The sequence below is a fragment of the Microvirga calopogonii genome, assembly GCF_003347665.1.
In the GTDB taxonomy this organism is placed as follows: domain Bacteria; phylum Pseudomonadota; class Alphaproteobacteria; order Rhizobiales; family Beijerinckiaceae; genus Microvirga; species Microvirga calopogonii.
The window spans coordinates 1-25,401 of record NZ_QDGA01000069.1 but is presented as its reverse complement, the minus strand read 5'-3'; the positions used below and the strand labels follow the sequence as shown (position 1 = coordinate 25,401).

Sequence of the window (25,401 nt, the reverse complement as noted above, 5' to 3'; positions counted from 1 at the left end):
ATGGCGAAGGAAAAGTTTGAGCGGACCAAGCCGCACTGCAACATTGGGACGATTGGTCACGTGGACCATGGCAAGACGTCTCTGACGGCAGCGATCACGAAGGTTCTGGCGGAGTCGGGCGGAGCGACGTTCACGGCGTACGACCAGATCGACAAGGCGCCGGAAGAGAAGGCGCGCGGCATCACGATCTCGACGGCGCACGTGGAGTACGAGACCACGAACCGGCACTATGCCCACGTGGACTGCCCCGGCCACGCCGACTACGTGAAGAACATGATCACGGGCGCGGCGCAGATGGACGGCGCGATCCTGGTGGTGTCGTCGGCCGACGGCCCGATGCCGCAGACGCGCGAGCACATCCTGCTGGCGCGTCAGGTCGGCGTGCCGGCCCTGGTGGTGTTCATGAACAAGGTCGACATGGTCGACGACGCCGAGCTGCTCGACCTGGTCGAGCTCGAGGTGCGCGAGCTTTTGTCGAAGTACGACTTCCCCGGCGACGACATCCCGATCGTGAAGGGCTCGGCCCTGTGCGCTCTGGAAGACCGTCAGCCTGAGATCGGCCGCGACCGGGTGCTCGAGCTGATGGCCGAGGTCGACCGCTACATCCCGCAGCCGGAGCGTCCGGTGGACCAGCCGTTCCTGATGCCGATCGAGGACGTGTTCTCGATCTCGGGCCGCGGCACGGTGGTGACGGGCCGCGTCGAGCGCGGCATCATCAAGGTCGGCGAGGAAGTGGAGATCGTGGGTCTGCGCGACACGCAGAAGACGACGGTCACGGGCGTGGAGATGTTCCGCAAGCTGCTCGACCAGGGCCAGGCGGGCGACAACGTGGGCGTGCTGCTGCGCGGCACGAAGCGCGAGGACGTGGAGCGCGGCCAGGTGCTGTGCAAGCCGGGCTCGATCAAGCCGCACACGAAGTTCAAGGCCGAGGCCTACATCCTGACGAAGGAAGAGGGTGGCCGTCACACGCCGTTCTTCGGCAACTACCGGCCGCAGTTCTACTTCCGCACGACGGACGTGACCGGCGTGGTGAAGCTGCCTGAGGGCACCGAGATGGTGATGCCGGGCGACAACATCACGATGGAAGTCGAGCTGATCGCGCCGATCGCCATGGAAGAGAAGCTGCGCTTCGCCATCCGCGAAGGCGGCCGCACCGTCGGCGCCGGCGTCGTCGCCGCCGTGATGGACTAATACCGATCCAGGTGGCGGGTTTCCGCCACCTGTTGACCGCCGGAGGAGTGTAGCTCAATCGGCTAGAGCACCGGTCTCCAAAACCGGGGGTTGGGGGTTCGAGTCCCTCCACTCCTGCCAGCGGTCGACAAAGCGGGCGTTTTGCGTTAGAGAAGCGCCCCGTAGATGGTTTGAACAGGTGGCGCGAGGCTCGGAAAGCAGCCTCGCGCCCCTTCAATTTGGGCTCAAGCGTGCCCTTAGAGGACGTTCGCAGCCGCTCTCGCGGTGATGCGGACGCAAGCGACATGGCGAAGACGAACCCGTTCGATTTCATACAGCAGGTCCGCTCGGAGGCTGCGAAGGTCACTTGGCCGACCCGCAAGGAGACCATGATCACGACCGCGATGGTGTTCGTGATGGTGGTGGTCGCCAGCGTCTTCTTCCTGGTCGTCGATCAGGCTCTCGGCTGGGGCGTCCGCTCGGTGATCCTCGGGCTTGGCGGTTAAGGGGTGGATGCAATGACGAAGCGTTGGTACATCGTCCACGCCTATTCGAATTTCGAGAACAAGGTTGCCCAGTCGATCAAGGATCAGGCGGCGCAGCGCGGCCTGGAAGACAAGTTCGACGAGGTCATGGTTCCGACCGAGAAGGTCGTCGAGGTGCGCCGCGGCCGTAAGGTCGATACCGAGCGCAAGTTCTTCCCGGGCTACGTCCTGGTGAAGTGCGATCTGACCGACGAGGTGTATCACCTCATCAAGAATACGCCGAAGGTGACGGGCTTCCTGGGCGCCGACAAGTCCAAGCCGGTTCCGATCCCGGATCGGGAAGCCGAGCGGATCAAGGGTCAGGTGGCCGAGGGTGTCGATCATCCGAAGCCCTCCGTCAGCTTCGAGGTCGGCGAGCAGGTGCGCGTCTCCGACGGTCCGTTCGCCTCGTTCAACGGCGTGGTCGAGGAAGTCGACGATGCCCGGGCCCGCCTCAAGGTGGCGGTGTCCATCTTCGGCCGCGCGACGCCGGTCGAACTCGAATACGGTCAGGTCGAAAAGATCTGATCAGAAGGGAAGTGGTACTTTTCCGGTAGCGCTTTCCAGGCCCCTTGAGAGGGGCCTTCATCCGCGGGAGGTCTGCCCGGTCGCCAGCCGGGAGTTCCAGACTGCACCGCGATCTGCAACTGCCATTCCGCTCGGTTGGCGCCGGGCGGTTGGTCCATTGGGAGCAGTCCTATGGCAAAGAAAATCTCGGGCTACGTAAAGCTTCAAGTGCCCGCAGGCGCAGCCAACCCGTCGCCGCCGATCGGTCCGGCGCTCGGTCAGCGCGGCCTGAACATCATGGAATTCTGCAAGGCCTTCAACGCGAAGACCTCGCAGATGGAGAAGGGAACCCCGATCCCGGTGATCATCACCGCGTATCAGGATCGTTCCTTCACCTTCGAAATGAAGCAGCCCCCGGTCTCGTACTGGCTCAAGAAGGCCGCGAAGATCGACAAGGGTTCGCAGACCCCCGGCAAGGGCGGCACCGTCGGTCGCGTCACCCGCGACCAGATCCGCGAGATCGCCGAGAAGAAGATGGTCGATCTCAACTGCGACACCGTTGAATCCGCCATGGCCATGATCGAGGGCTCCGCGCGCTCGATGGGCATGGAAGTGGCGTAAGGAGGGCATGATGGCTGTTAAGGAAGGTAAGCGCATCCGCGCCGCCCGCGAGGGCATCGAGGTCACCAAGCTCTACCCGATCCAGGACGCGGTGAAGCTGATCAAGGAACGCGCCAAGGCGAAGTTCGACGAGACCATCGAGATCTCGATGAACCTCGGCGTCGATCCCCGCCACGCCGACCAGATGGTCCGCGGCGTCTGCAACCTGCCGAACGGCTCCGGCCGTACGGTCCGCGTTGCCGTGTTCGCCCGTGGTGCCAAGGCCGACGAGGCCAAGGCTGCCGGTGCCGATATCGTGGGTGCCGAGGAGCTCTTCGAGACCGTTAACGGCGGCACGATCGACTTCGATCGCTGCATCGCCACCCCGGACATGATGCCGCTCGTCGGCCGTCTCGGTAAGGTGCTCGGCCCGCGCGGCCTGATGCCGAACCCGAAGGTCGGAACGGTCACCATGGACGTGAAGGGTGCCGTCGAGGCCGCCAAGGGCGGCGCCGTCGAGTTCCGCGTCGAGAAGGCCGGTATCGTCCATGCCGGTATCGGCAAGGCCTCCTTCGACGAGGGCAAGCTGGTGGAGAACATCAAGGCTTTCGCCGATGCCGTCTCCCGGGCGAAGCCCACGGGTGCCAAGGGCACCTACATCCAGCGCGTCGCGATCTCCTCGACGATGGGCCCGGGCGTGAAGGTAGATCCCTCCTCGGTGATCGGCGCCTGATCGGCTCATTGCCGGACAATCGGAAAAGCCCGGCCCTCGTGCCGGGCTTTTTCTTTTTGCCAATCCCGGTTCCATTTGTTCTGGTGCAAAAAAAATCTCGTGGGCCTGTCGATCCGGGCGATGCCCGTTCGTCGTAGGAACAGGAGAGCCCATGCAGCTCTCCCGAAGCACAAGGAGATATGACGATGCGCGTGATGGTACTGGTGAAGGCAACGAAGGACAGCGAGGCGGGCCTCAAGCCCTCGGCCGAGACCACCGAGCTCTTCGAAGCCATGGGCCGCTTCAATGAGGAGTTGATCAATGCCGGGGTCCTGCTGGCCGGCGACGGGCTCAAGCCGTCATCCGAGGGCAAGCGGGTGGCATTCGACGGCCCGAGCCGCACCATCATCGACGGCCCCTTCGCCGAGACCCGGGAGCTGGTCGCCGGGTTCTGGCTCTGGGAGGTCAAGGACATGGCTGAGGCGGTCGAGTGGGTGAAACGCTGCCCCAATCCGATGCCCGGCCCGAGCGAGATCGAGATCCGCCCGATCTACGAGCTGGCCGATTTCGGCGATATCGTCACGCCGGAAATGGCCGAGCATCAGAACCAGCTCCGCGCCAAAGTATCGGGTCAGTAAGTCTCTCGCCGCGCATACCCCGGCAGGACCGTGACGACCACCGACATCCACCGCACCATCGAGACGATCTTCCGGATCGAGCGGGCCAGGCTCATTGCGGGACTGGCCCGGATGGTGCGCGACGTGGGGCTGGCCGAGGAGCTGGCCCAGGATGCGTTCGTCACGGCCCTGTCCGAATGGCCGGAAACCGGAATTCCGACCAATCCCGGCGCCTGGCTCAATGCCACGGCCAGGCGCCGGGCCATCGACCTCATCCGGCGTCACAAAATGCTTGCGCGCAAGCATGCCGAGATCGGTCGCGACCTTTCGGAGGCCGACGGGGCCGATCTGGAAGCGATCGAGGCCGCCATGGACGACGATGTCGGCGATGAACTGCTGAGCCTGATCTTCGTCGCCTGTCACCCGGTCCTCTCGCCGGAGGCTCAGGTGGCCCTGACCCTGCGCCTGATCGGCGGGCTGACGACCGACGAGATCGCCCGGGCCTACCTCACCAGCGAGGCAACCATCGCCCAGCGCATCGTCCGGGCGAAGCGAACCCTCGGCAAGGCTGCCCCTTCCTTCGAGGTGCCGCGCGGAAGGGAGCGGCAGGAGCGCCTATCCTCGGTCCTGGCGGTCATCTATCTGATCTTCAACGAGGGCTATTCGGCGACATCCGGCGCGGCTCTCACCCGTCCGATCCTCTGTGCCGAGGCCCAGCGCCTCGCCCGCATCCTGGCCGGCCTTGCTCCCGAGGAGCCTGAAGTTCTGGGTCTTCTGGCCCTGGTCGAGATCCAGGCCTCGCGGCTGGCAGCCCGCATCGGCCCGGACGGCATGCCGGTCCCGCTGACCCGGCAGAACCGAGGCCGGTGGGACAGGCTTCTGATCCACCGGGGTCTCGCCGCGCTGGAGCGCGCGGAGGCCCTGGGCGGCTCCCAGGGGCCCTACGTCCTTCAGGCCGCGCTTGCCGCCTGCCACGCCCGTGCCAACCGGGCGGAGGAGACTGACTGGACGAGGATCGCGGGCCTCTATGACCTGCTCCGCCTCGCCATGCCTTCGCCGGTAGTCGAACTCAATCGGGCGGTAGCCCACAGCGTGGCTTTCGGTTCGGACGCCGGGCTGAGGCTCCTGGACGACATCGATCCGGCTGCCTTGCCCCGTTATGCCCCTCTGCCTGCGGCGAGGGGAGATTTCCTGTTCCGGGCCGGTCGGTTGCCCGAGGCCCGGATCCAGTTCGAGCGTGCAGCCTCCCTGAGCCGAAACGAGCAGGAGAGGGCTTTTTTCGTCGCCAGGGCAGGGGCCTGCTCGCAACCGAAAGGCCCAAACGACGAGCCGATTGTCTCTAGGGAATGAGACCGGCATTTTTGGGCTTGAATATTATGTTCCCAGCCATCACATTGTTGCAGGTGGGAGCAGGGACATGTATGCCATGATCGAGTTTTTCGGCGCCATCGGGCTGATCTTGACCGGATATCTGGCGCTGCGCGGTGTCATCGAGACGTCGCTGCCGGCGCCTCGGCTTGTTCCCGTCCGAGCGTCCTCCAGGCGGCCCAGCCGCGGGCGGCCATAAAAACCTTAAACTTATCCTACCCTGCCCCTTGGCAAGAGGGCGAAAAGGGATTATAGGGATTCTTTGAGTTTCCAACATATGCCGAGGCTCCGCTTTCGCGCGTGCCTCTGGCTGCTAATCCGTCCCGGAGACGGGGCGGTGACAAGCCGGCGAGCTAAAGGGTAACCTTTGGCGCGTTCCGGCTATGTCCTGTCCGAGACTGCAGGTGCCGGCTTGCCGGTTTAATTCGAAAGGGCCTGCATAGACGGGGAAGCCGAGTTTTTTATGCCTGCATCAACGCAGGTGAAGAGGATCGGTTCGAACCATCTCACCCGGTGCGCCGCCAGGCGTCATTTGGGGGACAGGGCTTGCGAGAGCGTCGTTCAGGATGCCCTCGGATGCAAGTCCGGGCCTTGAACGGCAAATGCAACCGGCGGAGATTTCCGCCAACCGGAGAGAGCCCAGTGGAAAGAGCAGCAAAGCGCGAGCTCGTCTCGACTCTCAACGACGTGTTTAGCACCACGAGCGTTGTCGTCGTCGCCCACTATGCTGGTCTCACGGTCGCCGACATGCAGAAGCTGCGTTCGCAGATGAAGCAGGCCGGCGCCACCGTGAAGGTCGCAAAAAACAGCCTCGCCAAAATCGCTCTCGAAGGCAAGGACGTCGCGTCCATCTCGGGCCTTATGAAAGGTCCGACCCTGATCGCTTATTCGAGCGATCCGGTCGCGGCGCCCAAGGTCGCTGTCGATTTCGCCAAGGGTAACGACAAGCTCGTGATCCTCGGCGGCGCAATGGGCGCGACCGCCCTGAACGTGGACGGAGTGAAGGCACTTGCCACTCTGCCGTCCCTCGATGAACTGCGCGGCAAGCTCGTCGGCCTCATCCAGGCCCCGGCTACGAAGATCGCTCAGCTCAGCACTGCGCCGGCGGCGAAGCTCGCCCGCGTGTTCGGGGCCTATGCCAAGACAGGCGAAGCGGCGTGAGGCCGTAACCTCAACCATCAAACCGTTCGAACTGAACTTAAGGATCTAAAAAATGGCTGATCTTGCCAAGCTCGTTGACGATCTTTCGTCGCTGACCGTTCTCGAGGCCGCTGAGCTCTCGAAGATGCTCGAAGAGAAGTGGGGCGTTTCCGCTGCTGCGGCTGTTGCCGTCGCTGCTGCTCCCGGCGCTGGCGCCGGCGCTGCTCCTGCTGAAGAGCAGACCGAGTTCACGGTCGTCCTGGCTTCGGCCGGCGACAAGAAGATCGAGGTCATCAAGGAAGTCCGTGGCATCACGGGCCTGGGCCTGAAGGAAGCTAAGGACCTCGTCGAAGGTGCGCCGAAGCCCGTTAAGGAAGGCGCTTCCAAGGACGAAGCCGAGAAGATCAAGGCGACCCTCGAGAAGGTCGGCGCCAAGGTCGAGCTTAAGTAATTTTGCGGCCCATCAGGGTCGTAGGGTTACCCCCGCGAAATCGGGGCTCAAAACACACGGTCCCAGGCGATTTTGCCTGGGGCCGTTGTGTCGTCAAAGAGGCCGGGCTTCTTGATGGCACGTCGACAGGTCTGAAAAACGACCTGAATTCTTGCGGTTAGCGGGCGGATTGAGCCGCCGGGCGGCTAATCGAGGAGCCTGACCTCTCGGGGTTCTCGATTAGCCGTGTATGAGGAACGAGGTCCAGATGGCCAACACACTGATCGGCCGGAAGCGCATTCGCAAGTTCTTCGGGAAAATCAAGGAAGTGGCGGAGATGCCGAACCTGATCGAGGTTCAGAAGGCATCCTACGACCAGTTCCTGATGGTCGAAGAGCCAAAGGGTGGCCGGCCGGAAGAGGGCTTGCAAGCCGTCTTCAAATCGGTTTTTCCGATTTCGGACTTTTCGAATACTGCCCTGCTCGAATTCGTGAAGTATACGTTCGAGCCCCCGAAATACGACGTGGACGAGTGCCGCCAGCGGGGCATGACTTTCGCTGCGCCGCTCAAGGTCACGCTGCGCCTCATCGTGTTCGATGTGGACCCGGATACCGGCGCCCGCTCCGTGAAGGACATCAAGGAGCAGGACGTCTACATGGGCGACATGCCGCTCATGACGGACAACGGCACCTTCATCGTGAACGGCACCGAGCGCGTCATCGTCTCTCAGATGCACCGTTCGCCCGGCGTGTTCTTCGACCACGACAAGGGCAAGACGCACTCCTCGGGCAAGCTGCTGTTCGCCGCCCGCATCATCCCCTACCGCGGTTCCTGGCTCGACATCGAGTTCGACGCCAAGGACATCGTGTACGCCCGTATCGACCGCAAGCGTAAGATCCCGGCCACGTCGCTGCTCTACGCCCTCGGCCTCGACGGCGAGGAGATCCTCAACACCTTCTACAACCACATCACCTATACCCGTGATGGGGATGCCTGGTCCGTGCCGTTCGACGCGGAGCGCATGAAGGGCTTCAAGGCCTCCGTCGACCTGATCGACGCCAAGTCCGGCGAGATCGTGCTCGAGGCCGGCAAGAAGCTGACGGCGCGTGCCGCCCGCCAGCTCGCCGAGAAGGGCCTCCAGAACCTGCGCGCGACGGACGAGGACCTCTACGGCCAGTACATCGGCGAAGACCTCGTGAACCCCAAGACCGGCGAGATCTACGCCGAGGCGGGCGACGAGATCACCGAAAAGCTGCTGAAGGGCCTGGAAGAGGCCGGGTTCACCGAGATCCCGGTGCTCGACATCGACCACGTCACGGTCGGCCCGTACATCCGCAACACGCTTGCCATCGACAAGGCCTCCTCCCGCGAGGACGCCCTGTTCGACATCTACCGCGTCATGCGTCCGGGCGAGCCGCCGATCCTCGAGACGGCGGAAGCGATGTTCAACTCGCTGTTCTTCGACCCCGAGCGCTACGACCTCTCGGCGGTGGGCCGCGTGAAGATGAACATGCGCCTCGACCTCGACGCCGAGGACACCGTGCGGACCCTTCGCCGTGAGGACATCCTCGCGGTCACGAAGGCGCTCGTGGACCTGCGCGACGGCAAGGGCGAGATCGACGACATCGACCACCTCGGCAATCGCCGCGTGCGGTCGGTCGGCGAGCTCATGGAGAACCAGTACCGCCTCGGACTGCTGCGCATGGAGCGCGCGATCAAGGAGCGCATGTCGTCGGTCGATATCGACACCGTCATGCCTCAGGACCTGATCAACGCGAAGCCTGCCGCTGCCGCCGTGCGCGAGTTCTTCGGCTCCTCGCAGCTGTCGCAGTTCATGGACCAGACGAACCCGCTCTCGGAAGTCACGCACAAGCGTCGCCTCTCGGCGCTCGGCCCGGGCGGTCTGACCCGAGAGCGCGCCGGCTTCGAGGTGCGCGACGTGCACCCGACGCATTACGGCCGCATCTGCCCGATCGAGACGCCGGAAGGCCCGAACATCGGTCTGATCAACTCGCTGGCCACCTTCGCGCGCGTCAACAAGTACGGCTTCATCGAGACGCCGTTCCGCCGCGTGCGCGACAGCCGCGTGACGGACGAGGTGATCTACCTCTCCGCCATGGAAGAGGCGAAGTACAACATCGCCCAGGCGAACTCCCCGCTGGATGCCAACGGCACCCTGACGGAAGAGCTCGTGATCTGCCGTCGCGCCGGTGAAAACATCGTCGCGGCTCCCGATCGCGTGGACCTGATGGAAGTGTCGCCGAAGCAGCTCGTGTCGGTTGCCGCCGCGCTCATCCCGTTCCTCGAGAACGACGACGCGAACCGCGCCCTCATGGGCTCGAACATGCAGCGTCAGGCCGTGCCTCTGGTCCAGGCGGACGCTCCGTTCGTCGGCACCGGCATGGAAGCGGTCGTCGCCCGTGACTCGGGCGCCGCGATCGCGGCCCGCCGCACCGGCATCGTCGACCAGGTGGACGCGACCCGTATCGTTATCCGCGCGACGGAGAACACGGATCCGACCCGTCCGGGCGTCGACATCTACCGCCTGCAGAAGTTCCAGCGCTCCAACCAGTCGACCTGCATCACGCAGAAGCCGCTGGTGCGCGCCGGCGACCTCGTGCGCAAGGGCGACATCATCGCCGACGGTCCCTCGACCGAGTACGGCGAGCTGGCGCTCGGCCGGAACGTGCTCGTCGCGTTCATGCCGTGGAACGGCTACAACTTCGAAGACTCGATCCTGCTCTCCGAGCGGATCGTGAAGGAAGACGTCTTCACCTCGATCCACATCGAGGAATTCGAAGTGATGGCCCGCGACACGAAGCTGGGTCCGGAGGAAATCACGCGCGACATTCCGAACGTGTCGGAAGAGGCGCTGAAGAACCTCGACGAAGCCGGCATCGTGTATATCGGCGCTGAGGTCCATGCGGGCGACATCCTCGTCGGCAAGATCACGCCGAAGGGCGAAAGCCCGATGACGCCGGAAGAGAAGCTTCTGCGCGCCATCTTCGGCGAGAAGGCCTCCGACGTCCGCGATACGTCGCTGCGCGTGCCCCCGGGCGTGACCGGCACCATCGTGGAAGTCCGTGTCTTCAACCGTCACGGCGTCGACAAGGACGAGCGCGCCCAGGCCATCGAGCGCGAGGAGATCGAGCGTCTCGCGAAGGACCGGGACGACGAGCAGGCGATCCTCGACCGCAACACCTATGCGCGTCTGGCCGAGATCCTCTCGGGCAGGACCGGCGTTGCGGGCCCGAAGGGCTACAAGAAGGACGCCCCGATCACCCGCGAACTCCTCAACGAGTTCCCGCGGTCCCAGTGGTGGCAGTTCGCGGTCGAAGACGATGCTCTGATGACCGAGATCGAGGCCATGCAGAAGCAGTACGACGAGTCGAAGAAGCGCCTCGAGCAGCGCTTCCTCGACAAGGTCGAGAAGCTGCAGCGCGGCGACGAGCTGCCTCCGGGCGTCATGAAGATGGTCAAGGTCTTCGTGGCGGTGAAGCGCAAGATCCAGCCGGGCGACAAGATGGCCGGCCGTCACGGCAACAAGGGTGTCGTGTCGCGCATCGTGCCGATCGAGGACATGCCGTTCCTCGAGGACGGCACCCACGCGGATATCGTGCTCAACCCGCTCGGCGTGCCGAGCCGCATGAACGTGGGTCAGATCCTCGAGACGCACCTGGGTTGGGCTGCGGCCGGTCTCGGCAAGCAGGTCGCCCAGGCGGTCGACGCCTACATGAAGTCGGGCAAGACCACGGCGCTGCGCGAGCAGCTCGTGTCGATCTACGGCAACCTGCCCGAAATCGAGCAGGCGGACGACGACGAGCTCGTCGAACTCGGCCGCAAGCTGCGTCGCGGTGTTCCGTTCGCCACGCCCGTCTTCGACGGCGCGAAGGAATCGGACATCGAAGCCATGCTGCAGAAGGCAGGCCTCGATCCGTCGGGTCAGGTGACGCTCTATGACGGCAAGACCGGCGAAGCGTTCGACCGCAAGGTGACCGTGGGCTACATCTACATGCTGAAGCTCCACCACCTCGTGGACGACAAGATCCACGCCCGCTCCATCGGCCCCTACAGCCTCGTTACCCAGCAGCCGCTGGGCGGCAAGGCCCAGTTCGGCGGCCAGCGCTTCGGCGAAATGGAGGTCTGGGCCCTGGAGGCTTACGGCGCCGCCTACACGCTGCAGGAAATGCTCACGGTCAAGTCGGACGACGTGGCCGGCCGTACGAAGGTCTACGAGGCCATCGTGCGCGGCGACGACACCTTCGAGTCGGGCATTCCGGAGAGCTTCAACGTTCTCGTGAAGGAAATGCGTTCGCTCGGCCTCAACGTGGAGCTCACCAACTCCAAGAAGGCTGCCAACGAGGCGGAGCAGCTGCCTCCGTCGGAGGCGGCCGAGTAAGTGCCTCAGGCGCTTCAAGTTTGACGTTCGGCCGCGGCTTTCGTGCCGCGGCCTCATGCAATTGCCGGTGAGGGTGCTTATCTAGCGCCTTCCAGCCCAGGAGACGGCGATGAATCAAGAGGTCATGAATCTCTTCAACCAGACGGCCCAGCCGCAGAGCTTCGATCAGATCAAGATCTCGATCGCGAGCCCTGAGAAGATTCTGTCCTGGTCCTACGGCGAGATCAAGAAGCCGGAGACCATCAACTACCGTACGTTCAAGCCCGAGCGCGACGGCTTGTTCTGCGCGCGCATCTTCGGTCCCATCAAGGACTACGAGTGCCTGTGCGGCAAGTACAAGCGCATGAAGTACAAGGGCGTCATCTGCGAGAAGTGCGGCGTCGAGGTGACGCTGGCCCGCGTCCGTCGCGACCGCATGGGCCACATCTCCCTGGCCGCGCCCGTCGCCCACATCTGGTTCCTCAAGTCCCTGCCGAGCCGCATCGGTCTGCTGCTCGACATGACCCTGAAGGATCTGGAGCGCATCCTCTATTTCGAATCCTACATCGTCGTCGATGCGGGCCTGACGCCTCTCAAGGACCGTCAGCTCCTCACCGAGGAAGAGTACATCCGCGCTCAGGACGAGTACGGTGAGGACAGCTTCACGGCCATGATCGGCGCGGAAGCGATCCGCCGGATCCTGCAGGAACTCGACCTCGAGAAGACCGCGCAGGAGATCCGCGAGGAGATCGCCGTCACCACGTCCGAGCTGAAGCCCAAGAAGCTGATGAAGCGCCTCAAGATCATCGAGGCCTTCGTTCAGTCGGGCAACAAGCCGGAATGGATGATCCTGACCGAGGTTCCGGTGATCCCGCCGGATCTGCGTCCGCTCGTGCCGCTGGACGGTGGCCGCTTCGCGACCTCGGATCTGAACGATCTCTATCGCCGCGTGATCAACCGCAACAACCGCCTGAAGCGCCTGATGGAGCTGCGTGCGCCGGACATCATCGTCCGCAACGAGAAGCGCATGCTCCAGGAGGCCGTCGACGCTCTGTTCGACAACGGCCGCCGCGGCCGCGTCATCACCGGCGCCAACAAGCGTCCGCTGAAGTCGCTCGCCGACATGCTGAAGGGTAAGCAGGGACGCTTCCGCCAGAACCTGCTCGGCAAGCGCGTCGACTACTCGGGCCGTTCGGTCATCGTGGTCGGTCCGGAGCTCAAGCTGCACCAGTGCGGCCTGCCGAAGAAGATGGCGCTCGAGCTGTTCAAGCCGTTCATCTACGCCAAGCTCGACGCGCGGGGCCTCTCCGCCACCGTCAAGCAGGCGAAGAAGCTCGTCGAGAAGGAGAAGCCGGAAGTCTGGGATATCCTGGACGAGGTCATCCGCGAGCATCCGGTGCTCCTGAACCGCGCTCCGACGCTTCACCGCCTCGGCATCCAGGCGTTCGAGCCCACCCTCATCGAGGGCAAGGCGATCCAGCTGCACCCGCTCGTCTGCGCCGCGTTCAACGCGGACTTCGACGGTGACCAGATGGCCGTCCACGTGCCGCTCTCGCTCGAGGCTCAGCTCGAAGCCCGCGTGCTGATGATGTCGACGAACAACATCCTGCACCCGGCCAACGGTCAGCCGATCATCGTGCCGTCGCAGGACATCGTTCTCGGCCTCTACTATCTCTCCATCGTCTCCGACGGTCAGCCCGGCCAGGGCAAGGCCTTCGCCGACATGGGCGAGATCGAGCATGCCCTGAACGAGAAGGTCATCACGCTCCACACGAAGATCCGCTATCGCTGGGAAGGCCTCGGCGAGGACGGTCAGCCCGTGTCGAAGATCGTCGACACCACGGCCGGCCGCGTGATGCTCTCGCGCCTCCTGCCGAAGCACCCGATGCTTCCCTTCGACGTCGTGAACAAGCTCATGACGAAGAAGGAGATCTCCAACATGATCGATGCCGTGTACCGGCACTGCGGTCAGAAGGAATCGGTGATCTTCTGCGATCGCATCATGGGCCTCGGGTTCTACAACGCGTTCCGCGCCGGCATCTCGTTCGGCAAGGACGACATGGTGATCCCGGAGAACAAGTGGGCCATCGTCGAGGAGACCCGTGCCCTCGCGAAGGACTACGAGCAGCAGTACCAGGACGGCCTCATCACCCAGGGCGAGAAGTACAACAAGGTTGTCGACGCCTGGGCGAAGTGCTCCGACCGTCTCGCCGCCGAGATGATGAACCGCATCTCGACGGTCCAGAAGGACGATCAGGGTCGCGACAAGCCGGTCAACTCGATCTACATGATGTCCCACTCGGGCGCTCGTGGTTCGCCGGCCCAGATGAAGCAGCTCGCGGCGATGCGCGGCCTCATGGCCAAGCCGTCGGGCGAGATCATCGAGACGCCGATCATCTCGAACTTCAAGGAAGGCCTCGACGTTCTCGAGTACTTCAACTCGACCCACGGCGCTCGTAAGGGCCTGGCCGACACCGCGCTCAAGACGGCGAACTCGGGTTATCTGACCCGTCGTCTCGTCGACGTGGCGCAGGACGCGGTCATCCGTGAGCCGGATTGCGGCACCGAGAAGGGCATCAAGATGCGGGCCATCATCGACGCCGGCCAGGTGGTCGCGTCGCTGGCTTCCCGTATCCTCGGCCGCTCCACGGCGGAGGACCTGGTCGCCCAGGACGGCACCGTCATCGTTCCCAAGGGCACGATGATCGAGGAGCATCACCTCGAGGCCATCGGCGCTGCCGGTATCCAGGAGGTGAAGATCCGCTCGGTGCTCGTCTGCGAGTCGAAGAACGGCGTCTGCGCCACCTGCTACGGCCGCGACCTGGCCCGGGGTACCCCGGTCAACCACGGCGAGGCTGTCGGCGTCATCGCGGCGCAGTCCATCGGCGAGCCGGGCACCCAGCTCACCATGCGCACCTTCCACATCGGCGGTGCGGCCCAGATCGCGGACTCGTCCTTCATCGAGTCGAGCTTCGAAGGCAAGATCGGCTTCCGCAACAAGAACATTGCGCGCAACTCCGACGGCGACCTCGTCGTCATGGGCCGCAACGTGGCGGTTGTGATCATCGGCCATGACGGCACCGAGCGGGCGGTTCACCGCCTGCAATACGGCTCGCGCCTGAAGGTGGACGAGGGCGACACGATCAAGCGCGGCCAGCGCATCGCCGAGTGGGACCCGTATTCCCGTCCGATCCTCACCGAGATCGACGGTACGGTGGGCTACGAGGACCTGGTGGACGGCGCGTCGATGATCGAGTCGATGGACGAGTCGACCGGCATCGCCAAGCGCGTGGTCATCGACTGGCGCGGTTCGCCGCGCACGGCGGACCTGCGTCCGGCGGTGGTTATCCAGGGTGCCGGCGGCAAGGTGGCGAAGGTCGCCCGTGGCGGCGACGCCCGCTACCTTCTGCCTGTCGATGCAATCCTTGCGGCCGATCCGGGCTCCAAGGTCAAGGCCGGCGACATCCTCGCCCGTGTCTCGACCGAGAGCGCCAAGACCCGCGACATCACGGGCGGTCTGCCGCGCGTGGCGGAGCTGTTCGAGGCCCGTCGTCCGAAGGACGCGGCCATCATTGCGGAGAAGTCCGGCACGATCCAGTTCGGCCGCGACTACAAGAGCAAGCGTCGCCTGACGCTGAACCCGCACGATGGCTCGGAGCCGGTGGAGTACCTGATCCCGAAGGGCAAGCACATCCACCTGCAGGACGGCGACGTGGTCGAAGTGGGCGACTTCATCGTGGACGGCAACCCGGCGCCGCACGACATCCTTGCGATCAAGGGCGTCGAGGAGCTGGCCGCCTACCTGGTGAACGAGATCCAGGAGGTCTACCGCCTCCAGGGCGTGCTCATCAACGACAAGCACATCGAGGTGATCGTTCGCCAGATGCTGCAGAAGGTCGAGGTCACGGAGGGCGGCGATTCCGAGCTGCTCACCGGCGAGCAGGTCGATCGCCTCGAGTTCGAGGAGATCAACGAGCGTCTCGTGGCCGAGAAGAAGAAGCCCGCCGAAGGCGTGCCGGTTCTGCTCGGTATCACAAAGGCCTCGCTGCAGACCCGTTCCTTCATCTCGGCGGCGTCCTTCCAGGAGACCACCCGCGTCCTCACCGAGGCGGCGGTCAACGGCAAGGTCGACACCCTCGAGGGCCTCAAGGAGAACGTCATCGTCGGCAGCCTCATCCCGGCCGGCACGGGTGCGCTCACCGCCCAGGTGAAAGCCGTCGCGACCCATCGCGACGAGCTGATCCTGCAGCAGAAGCGCTCCGAGTCTCAAGCTCAGGTCAGCGAGCTGCCTCCGGCGGCCGAGTAAGCTGCCAAACCTCAATGAACTGAAAAGGCCGCCCCAGGGCGGCCTTTTTTATTGCATGCCAGCGGAGCTCGACCGAGGAGTTCGTCCTCACATGAGCCTATGTACGAAGCTTAACTATATTTACATTACAACGTAGCATATATAGTCTGGCGTAACTGCGTTTGTTTTCCTACGCACCTGTAGCGAGGCCGCTCCATGACCCAGACCATTTCAAGAGTTGGCGTCGAAACTGTCGTAGCGACAACGGCGGTGAACTTTACGCCGGATAATCCGAACCTCTCCGCCTTTCCGCCGCCGGCGAGCGGCTATGTTGCCGTCTGGCAGGTCAATATCGCAGGCCAGACGGATATTTTCTACCAACGGTTCGACGCCACTGGCGTCAAGATCGATGCCAGCCCAGTGCAGGTCAACACGACGACTACAGGTGATCAGACGGCGCCCAGCGTCGTCGCCTTGTCCGACGGCCGCTTTGTGGTGGTTTGGGAAGGCGTGGGTCCGAACGGCAGCGGCGGACAGGATACGGCCGGAGTGTACCAACGTGTGTTCAACGCGAATGGAAGCCCTGCCACCGCCGAGGTGAACGTCTCCCATGCCCCGGCCCTCGGGCAGGGGTCGGCATCCATTTCGGCCATTCCCGCCAATGCCGGCGGCGGGTGGATCGTGACGTGGCAGAATATCGGATCCGACGGCAACGTCGATGTGATGGAACAGCGCTATGCCTCCAACGGCCAGCCGGCCACGGGCGGCTGGCCACAAGAGTTCCCGGTCAACACGACCGGGGAAGGCAATCAGTTCAACGCTGAGATTACCGCCCTTCTGGGTCTGAGCGACCCTTACGTAGGCTGGGTCGTGACTTGGCAAGGTAACGGGTCGGACGATCCTACGGGCATCTATCAACAGCGCTACGATTATACAGGCGGCAAGATCGGGCAGGAGGTTCGGGTCAACGCGTTCACCAGCGGCGTTCAGCAGAACGCCGTCGTCACGGCGATCCCCGGTGGAGGGTGGGTCGTCGTCTGGCAGGACCTGGATCCGGGCCATAAAGGGATCTTCCAGCAGGTCTTCGACATCAATGGCAACCGGCTTCATCCGGAGGAAACCCGGGTCGGTTCTGTCGATGCGAATGCCGTGTTTATCGGCGAACCCAGCGTCACTATGCTGGCGGGCGGCCGCTGGGTCGTCACCTGGACGAACAATTACGATGTCTGGCAGCAGGCGTTCAACGCGGACGGAACGGCGAACGGGAGTGAAATCCTGGTTCACGCTTCCGCATCGGGCGTTCAGCAGTCGCCGAGCGTCGTCGCTTTGCCTGATGGAGACTGGATCGTCATGTGGTCCGGCGTCGGAACCGGCACAAATGTCGGGACCAACGGCCTGTTCCAGCAGCGCTTCCACCTCAACAACCTTGCTCCTGAAGCGCTGACGCTCGCGGGTGGAACGACGGTGACATATTCGGGGGTGTTGGGGAGCAACTTCGATTTCGGCCAATTGGCGGCCGTCGACGGCAATGGCGACAGCGTCTTCACCTACCAGATAGTGGACGGCTTAGGAAACCCGACGACAAACTCCCGGGTTCAAATCATCGGCGATGCCTCCACGGGCTATCACATAGCGTTGAAGGATGGCGTCACGCTTGATTCCAGCAATCCGCAAGGGCGAAACTTCAGCTTCAATGTCAAGGTCACCGATCAAGGTGGCGCGAGCTTCACCCAATCGATCAGCTTTACCGGAAGCAACGGCAACAGCACTCCCGGTTCAATCAAGGTCGGAGGCGAGACGGCGCTCAGCATTCCCGAACTGGGTGTGAGCGGGCGGGACATCGGCTCTCTGTCCGCGGTGGATCCGGACGGTGTATCCGCACTGACCTATGCAATTGTCGATCAGGGCGGCAATCCGCTTTCGAACTCGCCGTTCGAGATCGTGCCAGCCAGTGCCGCAGGCTCGTTCAAGCTCAAGCTGAAAGCCGACGTCACACTCGATCGTGAAGCCTACACCAACGGCGCGTTCACACTCTACCTGCGGGTCACGGATTCTGCCGGCCACACCACCGTCGAGCCGATCGCCGTGACAGTTCAGAACGTCGTCGAGGCTCCGACGGGGATCACGGTCCTTGGCCCCTCGACCTTCGATGAGAACGATCCGGCTCAAACCATTCAAGCATTGGTGAATGTCGGCGGCGACAGTGGGACCTATACCTACACCCTCGTCTCGACCGCGGCCGAAGGCAACACCAACCCGACTGCGGCGGCCCTCGCGCAGCTCTTTGCCATCGACGGGCAGAATCTCAAGAAAATCGGCACCTTCGATCACGAGGCATACGACGGTGGAACGTTCAGCTTCAAGATCCACGCCGAGATCCCGGGCGTGCCCGGGACTGCATTCGAGCAGACGATCGTCATCACCGTAGCCGACGTCAACGAAGCACCGACATCGATCGATTTCGGCACGGCCGGCAATACGGCGGCACGGGTCTCACAGAGCGCGCATGCCGGGGACGAGATTGCGACCTTGCGCGGCCTAGACCCAGATGGCGACGTTCTTGAATTCACCATTGTCGAGGGTGAGAACAGCATCGTGGAGGCCGTCGGCGCTTTCAGCATCTCTAACGGCAAGCTTGTGGTGAGCGCTGGCGGTCTGGGTGCCCTCTTGGGTCCTCAGTCGCTCTGGATCCGAGCGAAGGACGCCGATAATCTGAGCAAGTGGCAGCTCATGACGGTTACGGTCGATCCTGCCAACGCCGTCCCGAGCGCCGTAAAGGTGGCCATCGGAGAAGACGCACCCGCCACCGCCATTGCCATTGCCGAGAACGGGCAGGCCGGTCGCATGATCGGCATCCTGTCCACGACCGATGCGGATGTGGGGCAGACGCATTCCTATCGGATCGTCGACGCCAATGGCGTCCCCATGGTCGATTCGCCTTTCGAGATCGTGGAGACGGCCGCGGCGAGCGGCGTCTTTGCGCTCAAGCTGAAGAGCGGTGTCGTGCTCGACCGTGAGCAGTACAATGGCGGCTTCACCGCCGTGAGGATCGAAACCACAGATTCCGGTAGCCCGGCAAAAAGTTACATCCAGGACATCGCGATCAACGTCACGAACGTGGTCGAAGCTCCCACCTCGGTCCGAGTGGGCGGAGTGGCCACCCTCGCACTTACGGAAAATGCGGTCCCGATCGCCAATTTCGGCGGCTTGACCGTCCAGGGTGGCGATCAGGGCCTTTACACATACTCGCTGATCTCGACCGCGGGGGAGGGCAATACCAACCCGGATGCGGCCACGCTGGCGACGCTGTTTGCGATCACCGACGACAACAACCTCCGACAGACCGCCGTGCTGAATCGCGAGGATTATGCGAACGGCACGTTCACCTTCAAGATTCGGGCCGAGATTTCCGGCACTCCCGGAACGGCATTCGAGCAAACGATTACTGTCACGCTCGACAACGTCAACGAAGAGCCGACGGCTATCAATTTCGGTACGGCGGGAGCGGTGACGGCCAGCGTGTCAAGATCCGCCGGCAGCGGACGACCAATCGGCCAGTTGCATGCCGTTGATCAGGATCTGGGTGACACGCACTCCTATGCCATCGTCACCGGCAACGGTATGCATACGCAGATCGAGCCAGGCGGTCCCTTCAAGATCGTCGCCGGCAAGCTCGTCGTGGATAATGCAAGTGTGTTACAGGCCCTCGGCGATCAAACCACGGTCTGGATCAGAGCGACGGATGCCGGCGGCCTAAGCACTTGGCAGGAATTCACCATCAACCTGGTCACCAACGCGGCGCCAAGCGACATTGTTGTGACCGGCGGTTCGGTTGCTGAAGGAACATCGGCCGGCAGGGGGGGGCGCAACGCTGGCCACGATCGATCAGAGCGGCGACACTCACACCTACGATCTTGTGGCCGACCAGTTCGGCGGTGCTCTGCCGAACGGGCAGCATCCTCTGTTCAAGATCGAGGATGGCAGCAACGAGATCATTCTCAAATCGACTCTCGACGATGCTCAGGTCGGCACCTACGATCTCTGGGTCAGGACAACCGACTCGGAGGGGCTTACCTATATCGAGAAGGTGACGATCATTGTCACCAATCTCCCGGAGGCGCCGACCGACCTGAGACTTGCGAGCCATCCTGTATCCGAATTGGCCGCGGCGGGGACGGAGGTCGGGTCGCTGACCACGATCGATCCGGATCTGGGTGGCGGTTATACTTATACCCTGCTCGACGACGCTGGGGGAAGGTTCGAGATACGGGGCGACAAGATTGTCGTCAAGAATGGCCTCCTGCTCGATTTCGAGCAGAAAGATCGATACTCGATCAAGGTGCGCACGACCGACCAGGGCGGGCAGAGCCTCGATAAGATGTTTGTGATCAATGTTGCAGACGTGGACCGTGAGAACACCGCAGGATCGGATGCCAGCGATATTTTCTATGGCGGTGCCCTGAACGATACGCTGTCGGGCGGCTCCGGCAACGACCGCTTGTTCGGCGGGGGCGCCAACGACCTCCTGTCTGGCGACGCAGGCGATGACATCCTGTCGGGTGGGGCCGGCAAGGACACGCTCACCGGCGGCAAGTGGACCGCGGCAGACGCGAACCGGGACGCCTTCCTGTTCGACTTCGCGGTGACAAAGCAGAACTATAAGCAGCACGTCGACACAGTGAAGGACTTCCAGGCCAAGTATGACGCGTTCTACTTCGACGACGCGGCCTTCAGCAATTCGGCCATCGCCAAGTACCTGAAGGGAAAGGGCGCGTCGTTGGACAAGCCTATCGCCATCAAGAAGGGATGGTTCGCCCTCGGCGAGGCCAAGCAGGCGGATGACTTCTTCATCGCCAAGAAGGTCAACGGCAAGACCTACAAGCTCTACTTTGACGCCGACGGCTCGGGCACGAAGCAGAAGGCCCTGGAGATCGCCACCGTCACCTACGATCCCAACAAGAAGACCGGCGGGGAGATCACCTATAAGGATTTCTTAATGGTTTAGCCTGACATTGTGGTATCAAGCCATGAGAAGGCTCCGGCCCGCCTGCCGTAGTAGGACGACGGTCCTAATTTGCGATCATGCAGCAGCTTCGCCGGCTCACGGCGGGGTGGCTGCGGCGCCTAAGCTCCGGCGCTCCCGTGAAAAGAGTTGACTTTCCCCGACTCGGGCGCTAGAGAGACCGGACTTTCCGGCTGGCCGTAGGTTTTCGCCAGTCGAAGCGCCTAGCTTCGACCGATGCCACCTAAACGCTGCCGAACTCAACCTTGACTGACAGATGTCAGATTTAGGGCACGACCGCGGTACAAGATGCCGTGGTCCTCTGCAATCGTACCGCGCCAGGGGCTTACCCAAGTCAGTGGCGTGGCTTCGTTTTGTGCACCTGAAAGGGTCTGCAGGGCGAAGTGCAGCGTCAACCGTTGAAGACACTTGAAGGCCACCGGGTCGGTGGCTGGTGAAAGAGGGCACAGGATGCCAACGATCTCTCAGCTGATCCGCAAGCCGCGGACGGCGCAAAAGAGCCGGAACAAGGTTCCCGCGCTTGAGGCCTGCCCGCAGAAGCGCGGCGTGTGCACGCGCGTTTATACGACCACCCCGAAGAAGCCGAACTCGGCTCTCCGTAAGGTCGCCAAGGTTCGTCTGACGAACGGGTTCGAAGTCATCGGGTACATCCCAGGTGAAGGTCACAACCTTCAGGAGCACTCCGTGGTCATGATCCGCGGCGGTCGCGTGAAGGACCTTCCGGGTGTCCGTTATCACATCCTCCGCGGTGTCCTCGACACCCAGGGCGTGAAGAATCGTAAGCAGCGTCGTTCGAAGTACGGCGCGAAGCGGCCGAAGTAAGCCGTCAACTGTCATTGAGGTCAGTTCATGTCCCGCCGCCACAGCGCCGAAAAGCGTGAGATCATCCCGGATCCGAAGTTCGGGGATATCGTCGTCACCAAGTTCATGAATTCCATCATGTACGACGGCAAGAAGTCCGCTGCCGAGAGCATCGTCTATGGTGCCTTCGACAGCATCGAGAGCCGCGCCAAGGCGAACCCGCTCGAGGTGTTCAAGCAGGCCCTCGACAACGTCGCTCCGGCGATCGAAGTCCGTTCCCGCCGCGTCGGCGGTGCGACGTACCAGGTTCCGGTCGAGGTTCGTACCGAGCGTCGTCAGGCTCTGGCGATCCGCTGGATCATCCAGGCTGCCCGCGGTCGCAACGACAAGACCATGGTCGAGCGTCTCTCCGCTGAGCTGCTCGATGCCTCCAACAACCGCGGCAACGCCGTGAAGAAGCGCGAAGACACCCACCGTATGGCGGAAGCCAACCGTGCGTTCTCGCATTACCGCTGGTAACGGCCTGAGGAGCTGAGCGATGCCCCGCACGCACGCGATTGAGGACTACCGCAATTTCGGCATCATGGCCCACATCGATGCCGGCAAGACTACGACGACCGAGCGCATCCTGTACTACACCGGTAAGTCCCACAAAATCGGTGAAGTGCACGAGGGTGCCGCCACCATGGACTGGATGGAGCAGGAGCAGGAGCGTGGCATCACGATCACGTCCGCTGCCACCACCTGCTTCTGGAACGGCAAGCGTCTGAACATCATCGACACTCCCGGCCACGTCGACTTCACCATCGAAGTCGAGCGTTCGCTGCGCGTGCTCGACGGCGCCGTCTGCGTTCTCGACGGCAACCAGGGCGTCGAGCCCCAGACCGAAACCGTTTGGCGCCAGGCCGACAAGTACGACGTTCCGCGTATCGTGTTCGTCAACAAGATGGACAAGACCGGCGCAGACTTCTTCAAATGCGTGGCCGACATCATCGACCGCGTGGCCGGCAAGCCCGTCTGCCTTCAGCTGCCGATCGGCGCCGAAAGCAACTTCCAGGGCGTGATCGACCTCATCAAGATGAAGGCGATCGTCTGGAACGGCGAGGCGCTCGGTGCTTCCTTCAGCGAGGAAGAGATCCCGGCCGACCTGAAGGACCAGGCTGTCGAGTACCGTGGCAAGCTCATCGAAGCTGCCGTCGAGATGGACGACGAAGCCATGATGGCCTACCTCGACGGCCAGGAGCCGGACGAGGCCACCCTGCGCCGGCTCGTTCGTACGGCCGTTCAGCGTCGTGCCTTCCACCCGGTGCTCTGCGGCTCCGCGTTCAAGAACAAGGGCGTTCAGCCGCTCCTCGACGCCGTCGTCGACTTCCTGCCGTCCCCGGTCGATCGTGGCGCGGTTGAAGGCATCGACTTCAAGACCGAGGAAGAGACCGTCCGCAAGCCGTCCGACGACGACGCGTTCGCCATGCTCGCCTTCAAGATCATGGACGACCCCTTCGTCGGCACGATCACCTTCTGCCGCGTGTACTCGGGCAAGGTCGAGGCTGGTTCCTCGATCCTGAACTCGACCCGCGACAAGAAGGAGCGCGTCGGCCGCATGCTTCTGATGCATGCGAACAACCGCGAGGACATCAAGGAGGCCTATGCCGGCGACATCGTCGCTCTGGCCGGCCTCAAGGACGTCCGCACCGGCGACACGCTTTGCGATCCGATCAAGGCCGTGATCCTCGAAAAGATGGAGTTCCCCGAGCCCGTCATCGAGATCGCGATCGAGCCGAAGTCGAAGGCCGACCAGGAGAAGCTTGGTCTGGCTCTCTCGAAGCTGGCTGCCGAGGATCCGTCCTTCCGCGTCTCGACCGACCAGGAGTCGGGCCAGACGATCCTGAAGGGCATGGGCGAGCTTCACCTCGACATCAAGGTCGACATTCTCCGTCGTACCTACAAGGTCGATGCGAATATCGGCGCTCCGCAGGTGGCCTATCGTGAGACGATCACGAAGAAGGCCGAGGTGGACTACACCCACAAGAAGCAGACCGGCGGTACCGGTCAGTTCGCTCGCGTGAAGCTGGTCGTCCAGCCGAACGAGCAGGGTGCAGGCTTCTCGTTCGAGTCGAAGATCGTCGGTGGTGCGGTTCCGAAGGAATACATCCCGGGCGTTGAAAAGGGCCTCCAGTCGGTCGTGGGCGCTGGCGTCGTTGCCGGCTTCCCGGTGGTCGACCTCAAGGTCGAGCTCATCGACGGTGCCTTCCACGAAGTCGACTCGTCGGCCCTGGCCTTCGAAATCGCTTCGCGCGCTGCTCTCCGTGAGGCCCTCCAGAAGGGCGGATCGGTTCTGCTCGAGCCGGTGATGAAGGTCGAAGTCGTGACCCCCGAGGACTACACGGGTTCGGTCATCGGCGACCTGAACTCCCGTCGTGGCCAGATCCAGGGTCAGGACATGCGCGGCAATGCCGTGGTCATCAACGCGATGGTCCCGCTCGCCAACATGTTCGGCTACGTGAACACTCTGCGCTCCATGAGCCAGGGCCGGGCCAACTACACGATGCAGTTCGACCACTACGAGCAGGTGCCGTCGAACGTGGCTGCCGAGGTTCAGGCGAAATACGCCTGAACCCACTAAGCGACTATTTGAAAGATCAAAGGAACGGGTGCCACGATGGCGAAGGAAAAGTTTGAGCGGACCAAGCCGCACTGCAACATTGGGACGATTGGTCACGTGGACCATGGCAAGACGTCTCTGACGGCAGCGATCACGAAGGTTCTGGCGGAGTCGGGCGGAGCGACGTTCACGGCGTACGACCAGATCGACAAGGCGCCGGAAGAGAAGGCGCGCGGCATCACGATCTCGACGGCGCACGTGGAGTACGAGACCACGAACCGGCACTATGCCCACGTGGACTGCCCCGGCCACGCCGACTACGTGAAGAACATGATCACGGGCGCGGCGCAGATGGACGGCGCGATCCTGGTGGTGTCGTCGGCCGACGGCCCGATGCCGCAGACGCGCGAGCACATCCTGCTGGCGCGTCAGGTCGGCGTGCCGGCCCTGGTGGTGTTCATGAACAAGGTCGACATGGTCGACGACGCCGAGCTGCTCGACCTGGTCGAGCTCGAGGTGCGCGAGCTTTTGTCGAAGTACGACTTCCCCGGCGACGACATCCCGATCGTGAAGGGCTCGGCCCTGTGCGCTCTGGAAGACCGTCAGCCTGAGATCGGCCGCGACCGGGTGCTCGAGCTGATGGCCGAGGTCGACCGCTACATCCCGCAGCCGGAGCGTCCGGTGGACCAGCCGTTCCTGATGCCGATCGAGGACGTGTTCTCGATCTCGGGCCGCGGCACGGTGGTGACGGGCCGCGTCGAGCGCGGCATCATCAAGGTCGGCGAGGAAGTGGAGATCGTGGGTCTGCGCGACACGCAGAAGACGACGGTCACGGGCGTGGAGATGTTCCGCAAGCTGCTCGACCAGGGCCAGGCGGGCGACAACGTGGGCGTGCTGCTGCGCGGCACGAAGCGCGAGGACGTGGAGCGCGGCCAGGTGCTGTGCAAGCCGGGCTCGATCAAGCCGCACACGAAGTTCAAGGCCGAGGCCTACATCCTGACGAAGGAAGAGGGTGGCCGTCACACGCCGTTCTTCGGCAACTACCGGCCGCAGTTCTACTTCCGCACGACGGACGTGACCGGCGTGGTGAAGCTGCCTGAGGGCACCGAGATGGTGATGCCGGGCGACAACATCACGATGGAAGTCGAGCTGATCGCGCCGATCGCCATGGAAGAGAAGCTGCGCTTCGCCATCCGCGAAGGCGGCCGCACCGTCGGCGCCGGCGTCGTCGCCGCCGTGATGGA

At 63.3% G+C, this 25,401-nt stretch carries 16 protein-coding genes, 1 tRNA gene and 1 pseudogene; all 18 read left to right on the top strand.

What is annotated here, in order from left to right; translation table 11 throughout:
• Complete coding sequence (tuf, locus tag DDF70_RS27195) at positions 1 to 1,191, top strand: elongation factor Tu (protein ID WP_114947423.1); 1,191 nt, start codon at positions 1 to 3, stop codon at positions 1,189 to 1,191.
• A gap of 43 nt (positions 1,192 to 1,234) precedes the next feature.
• A tRNA-Trp gene (locus tag DDF70_RS27190) sits at positions 1,235 to 1,311 on the top strand.
• Positions 1,312 to 1,475: 164 nt separating this feature from the next.
• Positions 1,476 to 1,676, top strand: coding sequence for a preprotein translocase subunit SecE (gene secE, locus DDF70_RS27185; RefSeq protein WP_009764283.1), 201 nt, complete (start codon positions 1,476 to 1,478; stop codon positions 1,674 to 1,676).
• A 12-nt stretch (positions 1,677 to 1,688) separates the two neighbouring features.
• Entirely contained in the window at positions 1,689 to 2,222 is a 534-nt protein-coding gene (gene nusG, locus DDF70_RS27180) for a transcription termination/antitermination protein NusG (RefSeq protein ID WP_009764284.1), read from the top strand.
• 171 nt (positions 2,223 to 2,393) lie between these two features.
• Positions 2,394 to 2,822, top strand: coding sequence for a 50S ribosomal protein L11 (gene rplK, locus DDF70_RS27175; RefSeq protein ID WP_009764285.1), 429 nt, complete (start codon positions 2,394 to 2,396; stop codon positions 2,820 to 2,822).
• Between the two features lie 10 nt (positions 2,823 to 2,832).
• The gene (rplA, locus tag DDF70_RS27170) at positions 2,833 to 3,534 is read left to right on the top strand and encodes a 50S ribosomal protein L1 (RefSeq protein WP_114947864.1); all 702 of its coding nucleotides are present in this window, start codon (positions 2,833 to 2,835) and stop codon (positions 3,532 to 3,534) included.
• A 185-nt stretch (positions 3,535 to 3,719) separates the two neighbouring features.
• On the top strand, positions 3,720 to 4,151 hold the full coding sequence (locus DDF70_RS27165; RefSeq protein WP_114947867.1) for a YciI family protein: 432 nt from the start codon (positions 3,720 to 3,722) through the stop codon (positions 4,149 to 4,151).
• A gap of 30 nt (positions 4,152 to 4,181) precedes the next feature.
• A complete protein-coding gene (locus DDF70_RS27160; protein WP_114947863.1) occupies positions 4,182 to 5,480 on the top strand; it encodes an RNA polymerase sigma factor in 1,299 nt (432 codons plus the stop codon).
• A 660-nt stretch (positions 5,481 to 6,140) separates the two neighbouring features.
• The gene (gene rplJ / locus DDF70_RS27155) at positions 6,141 to 6,659 is read left to right on the top strand and encodes a 50S ribosomal protein L10 (protein WP_114947862.1); all 519 of its coding nucleotides are present in this window, start codon (positions 6,141 to 6,143) and stop codon (positions 6,657 to 6,659) included.
• A 52-nt stretch (positions 6,660 to 6,711) separates the two neighbouring features.
• Positions 6,712 to 7,089 (top strand): 50S ribosomal protein L7/L12, encoded by a 378-nt coding sequence (gene rplL, locus DDF70_RS27150; protein WP_114947861.1) that lies wholly within the window; start codon positions 6,712 to 6,714, stop codon positions 7,087 to 7,089.
• Positions 7,090 to 7,336: 247 nt separating this feature from the next.
• Positions 7,337 to 11,467, top strand: coding sequence for a DNA-directed RNA polymerase subunit beta (rpoB, locus tag DDF70_RS27145; protein ID WP_114947866.1), 4,131 nt, complete (start codon positions 7,337 to 7,339; stop codon positions 11,465 to 11,467).
• A 109-nt stretch (positions 11,468 to 11,576) separates the two neighbouring features.
• Complete coding sequence (gene rpoC / locus DDF70_RS27140) at positions 11,577 to 15,752, top strand: DNA-directed RNA polymerase subunit beta' (RefSeq protein ID WP_114947860.1); 4,176 nt, start codon at positions 11,577 to 11,579, stop codon at positions 15,750 to 15,752.
• 3,895 nt (positions 15,753 to 19,647) lie between these two features.
• Positions 19,648 to 20,064 (top strand): annotated as a pseudogene (locus DDF70_RS39325) (cadherin repeat domain-containing protein); the annotation flags it as partial.
• Positions 20,065 to 20,109: 45 nt separating this feature from the next.
• Positions 20,110 to 20,736 carry a hypothetical protein gene (locus DDF70_RS38860; protein ID WP_114947865.1) on the top strand — a complete coding sequence of 209 codons (627 nt, stop codon included), beginning with the start codon at positions 20,110 to 20,112 and terminating at the stop codon, positions 20,734 to 20,736.
• A 468-nt stretch (positions 20,737 to 21,204) separates the two neighbouring features.
• A complete protein-coding gene (rpsL, locus tag DDF70_RS27125) occupies positions 21,205 to 21,576 on the top strand; it encodes a 30S ribosomal protein S12 (protein WP_009764294.1) in 372 nt (123 codons plus the stop codon).
• Positions 21,577 to 21,603: 27 nt separating this feature from the next.
• Entirely contained in the window at positions 21,604 to 22,074 is a 471-nt protein-coding gene (rpsG, locus tag DDF70_RS27120; RefSeq protein WP_009764295.1) for a 30S ribosomal protein S7, read from the top strand.
• A gap of 19 nt (positions 22,075 to 22,093) precedes the next feature.
• A complete protein-coding gene (fusA, locus tag DDF70_RS27115; protein WP_114947858.1) occupies positions 22,094 to 24,169 on the top strand; it encodes an elongation factor G in 2,076 nt (691 codons plus the stop codon).
• A gap of 45 nt (positions 24,170 to 24,214) precedes the next feature.
• Positions 24,215 to 25,401 (top strand): elongation factor Tu (gene tuf / locus DDF70_RS27110; protein WP_114946637.1); only part of this gene is annotated, 1,187 nt, incomplete at its 3' end.

What these genes read in the sequence shown, in the direction of transcription:
- tuf (WP_114947423.1), top strand. Translation starts at nt 1, where the DNA reads ATGGCGAAGGAAAAGTTTGAGCGGACCAAGCCGCACTGCAACATTGGG.
- secE (WP_009764283.1), top strand. Translation starts at nt 1,476, where the DNA reads ATGGCGAAGACGAACCCGTTCGATTTCATACAGCAGGTCCGCTCGGAG.
- nusG (WP_009764284.1), top strand. Translation starts at nt 1,689, where the DNA reads ATGACGAAGCGTTGGTACATCGTCCACGCCTATTCGAATTTCGAGAAC.
- rplK (WP_009764285.1), top strand. Translation starts at nt 2,394, where the DNA reads ATGGCAAAGAAAATCTCGGGCTACGTAAAGCTTCAAGTGCCCGCAGGC.
- rplA (WP_114947864.1), top strand. Translation starts at nt 2,833, where the DNA reads ATGGCTGTTAAGGAAGGTAAGCGCATCCGCGCCGCCCGCGAGGGCATC.
- DDF70_RS27165 (WP_114947867.1), top strand. Translation starts at nt 3,720, where the DNA reads ATGCGCGTGATGGTACTGGTGAAGGCAACGAAGGACAGCGAGGCGGGC.
- rplL (WP_114947861.1), top strand. Translation starts at nt 6,712, where the DNA reads ATGGCTGATCTTGCCAAGCTCGTTGACGATCTTTCGTCGCTGACCGTT.
- rpoB (WP_114947866.1), top strand. Translation starts at nt 7,337, where the DNA reads ATGGCCAACACACTGATCGGCCGGAAGCGCATTCGCAAGTTCTTCGGG.
- rpoC (WP_114947860.1), top strand. Translation starts at nt 11,577, where the DNA reads ATGAATCAAGAGGTCATGAATCTCTTCAACCAGACGGCCCAGCCGCAG.
- DDF70_RS38860 (WP_114947865.1), top strand. Translation starts at nt 20,110, where the DNA reads ATGTTTGTGATCAATGTTGCAGACGTGGACCGTGAGAACACCGCAGGA.
- rpsL (WP_009764294.1), top strand. Translation starts at nt 21,205, where the DNA reads ATGCCAACGATCTCTCAGCTGATCCGCAAGCCGCGGACGGCGCAAAAG.
- rpsG (WP_009764295.1), top strand. Translation starts at nt 21,604, where the DNA reads ATGTCCCGCCGCCACAGCGCCGAAAAGCGTGAGATCATCCCGGATCCG.
- fusA (WP_114947858.1), top strand. Translation starts at nt 22,094, where the DNA reads ATGCCCCGCACGCACGCGATTGAGGACTACCGCAATTTCGGCATCATG.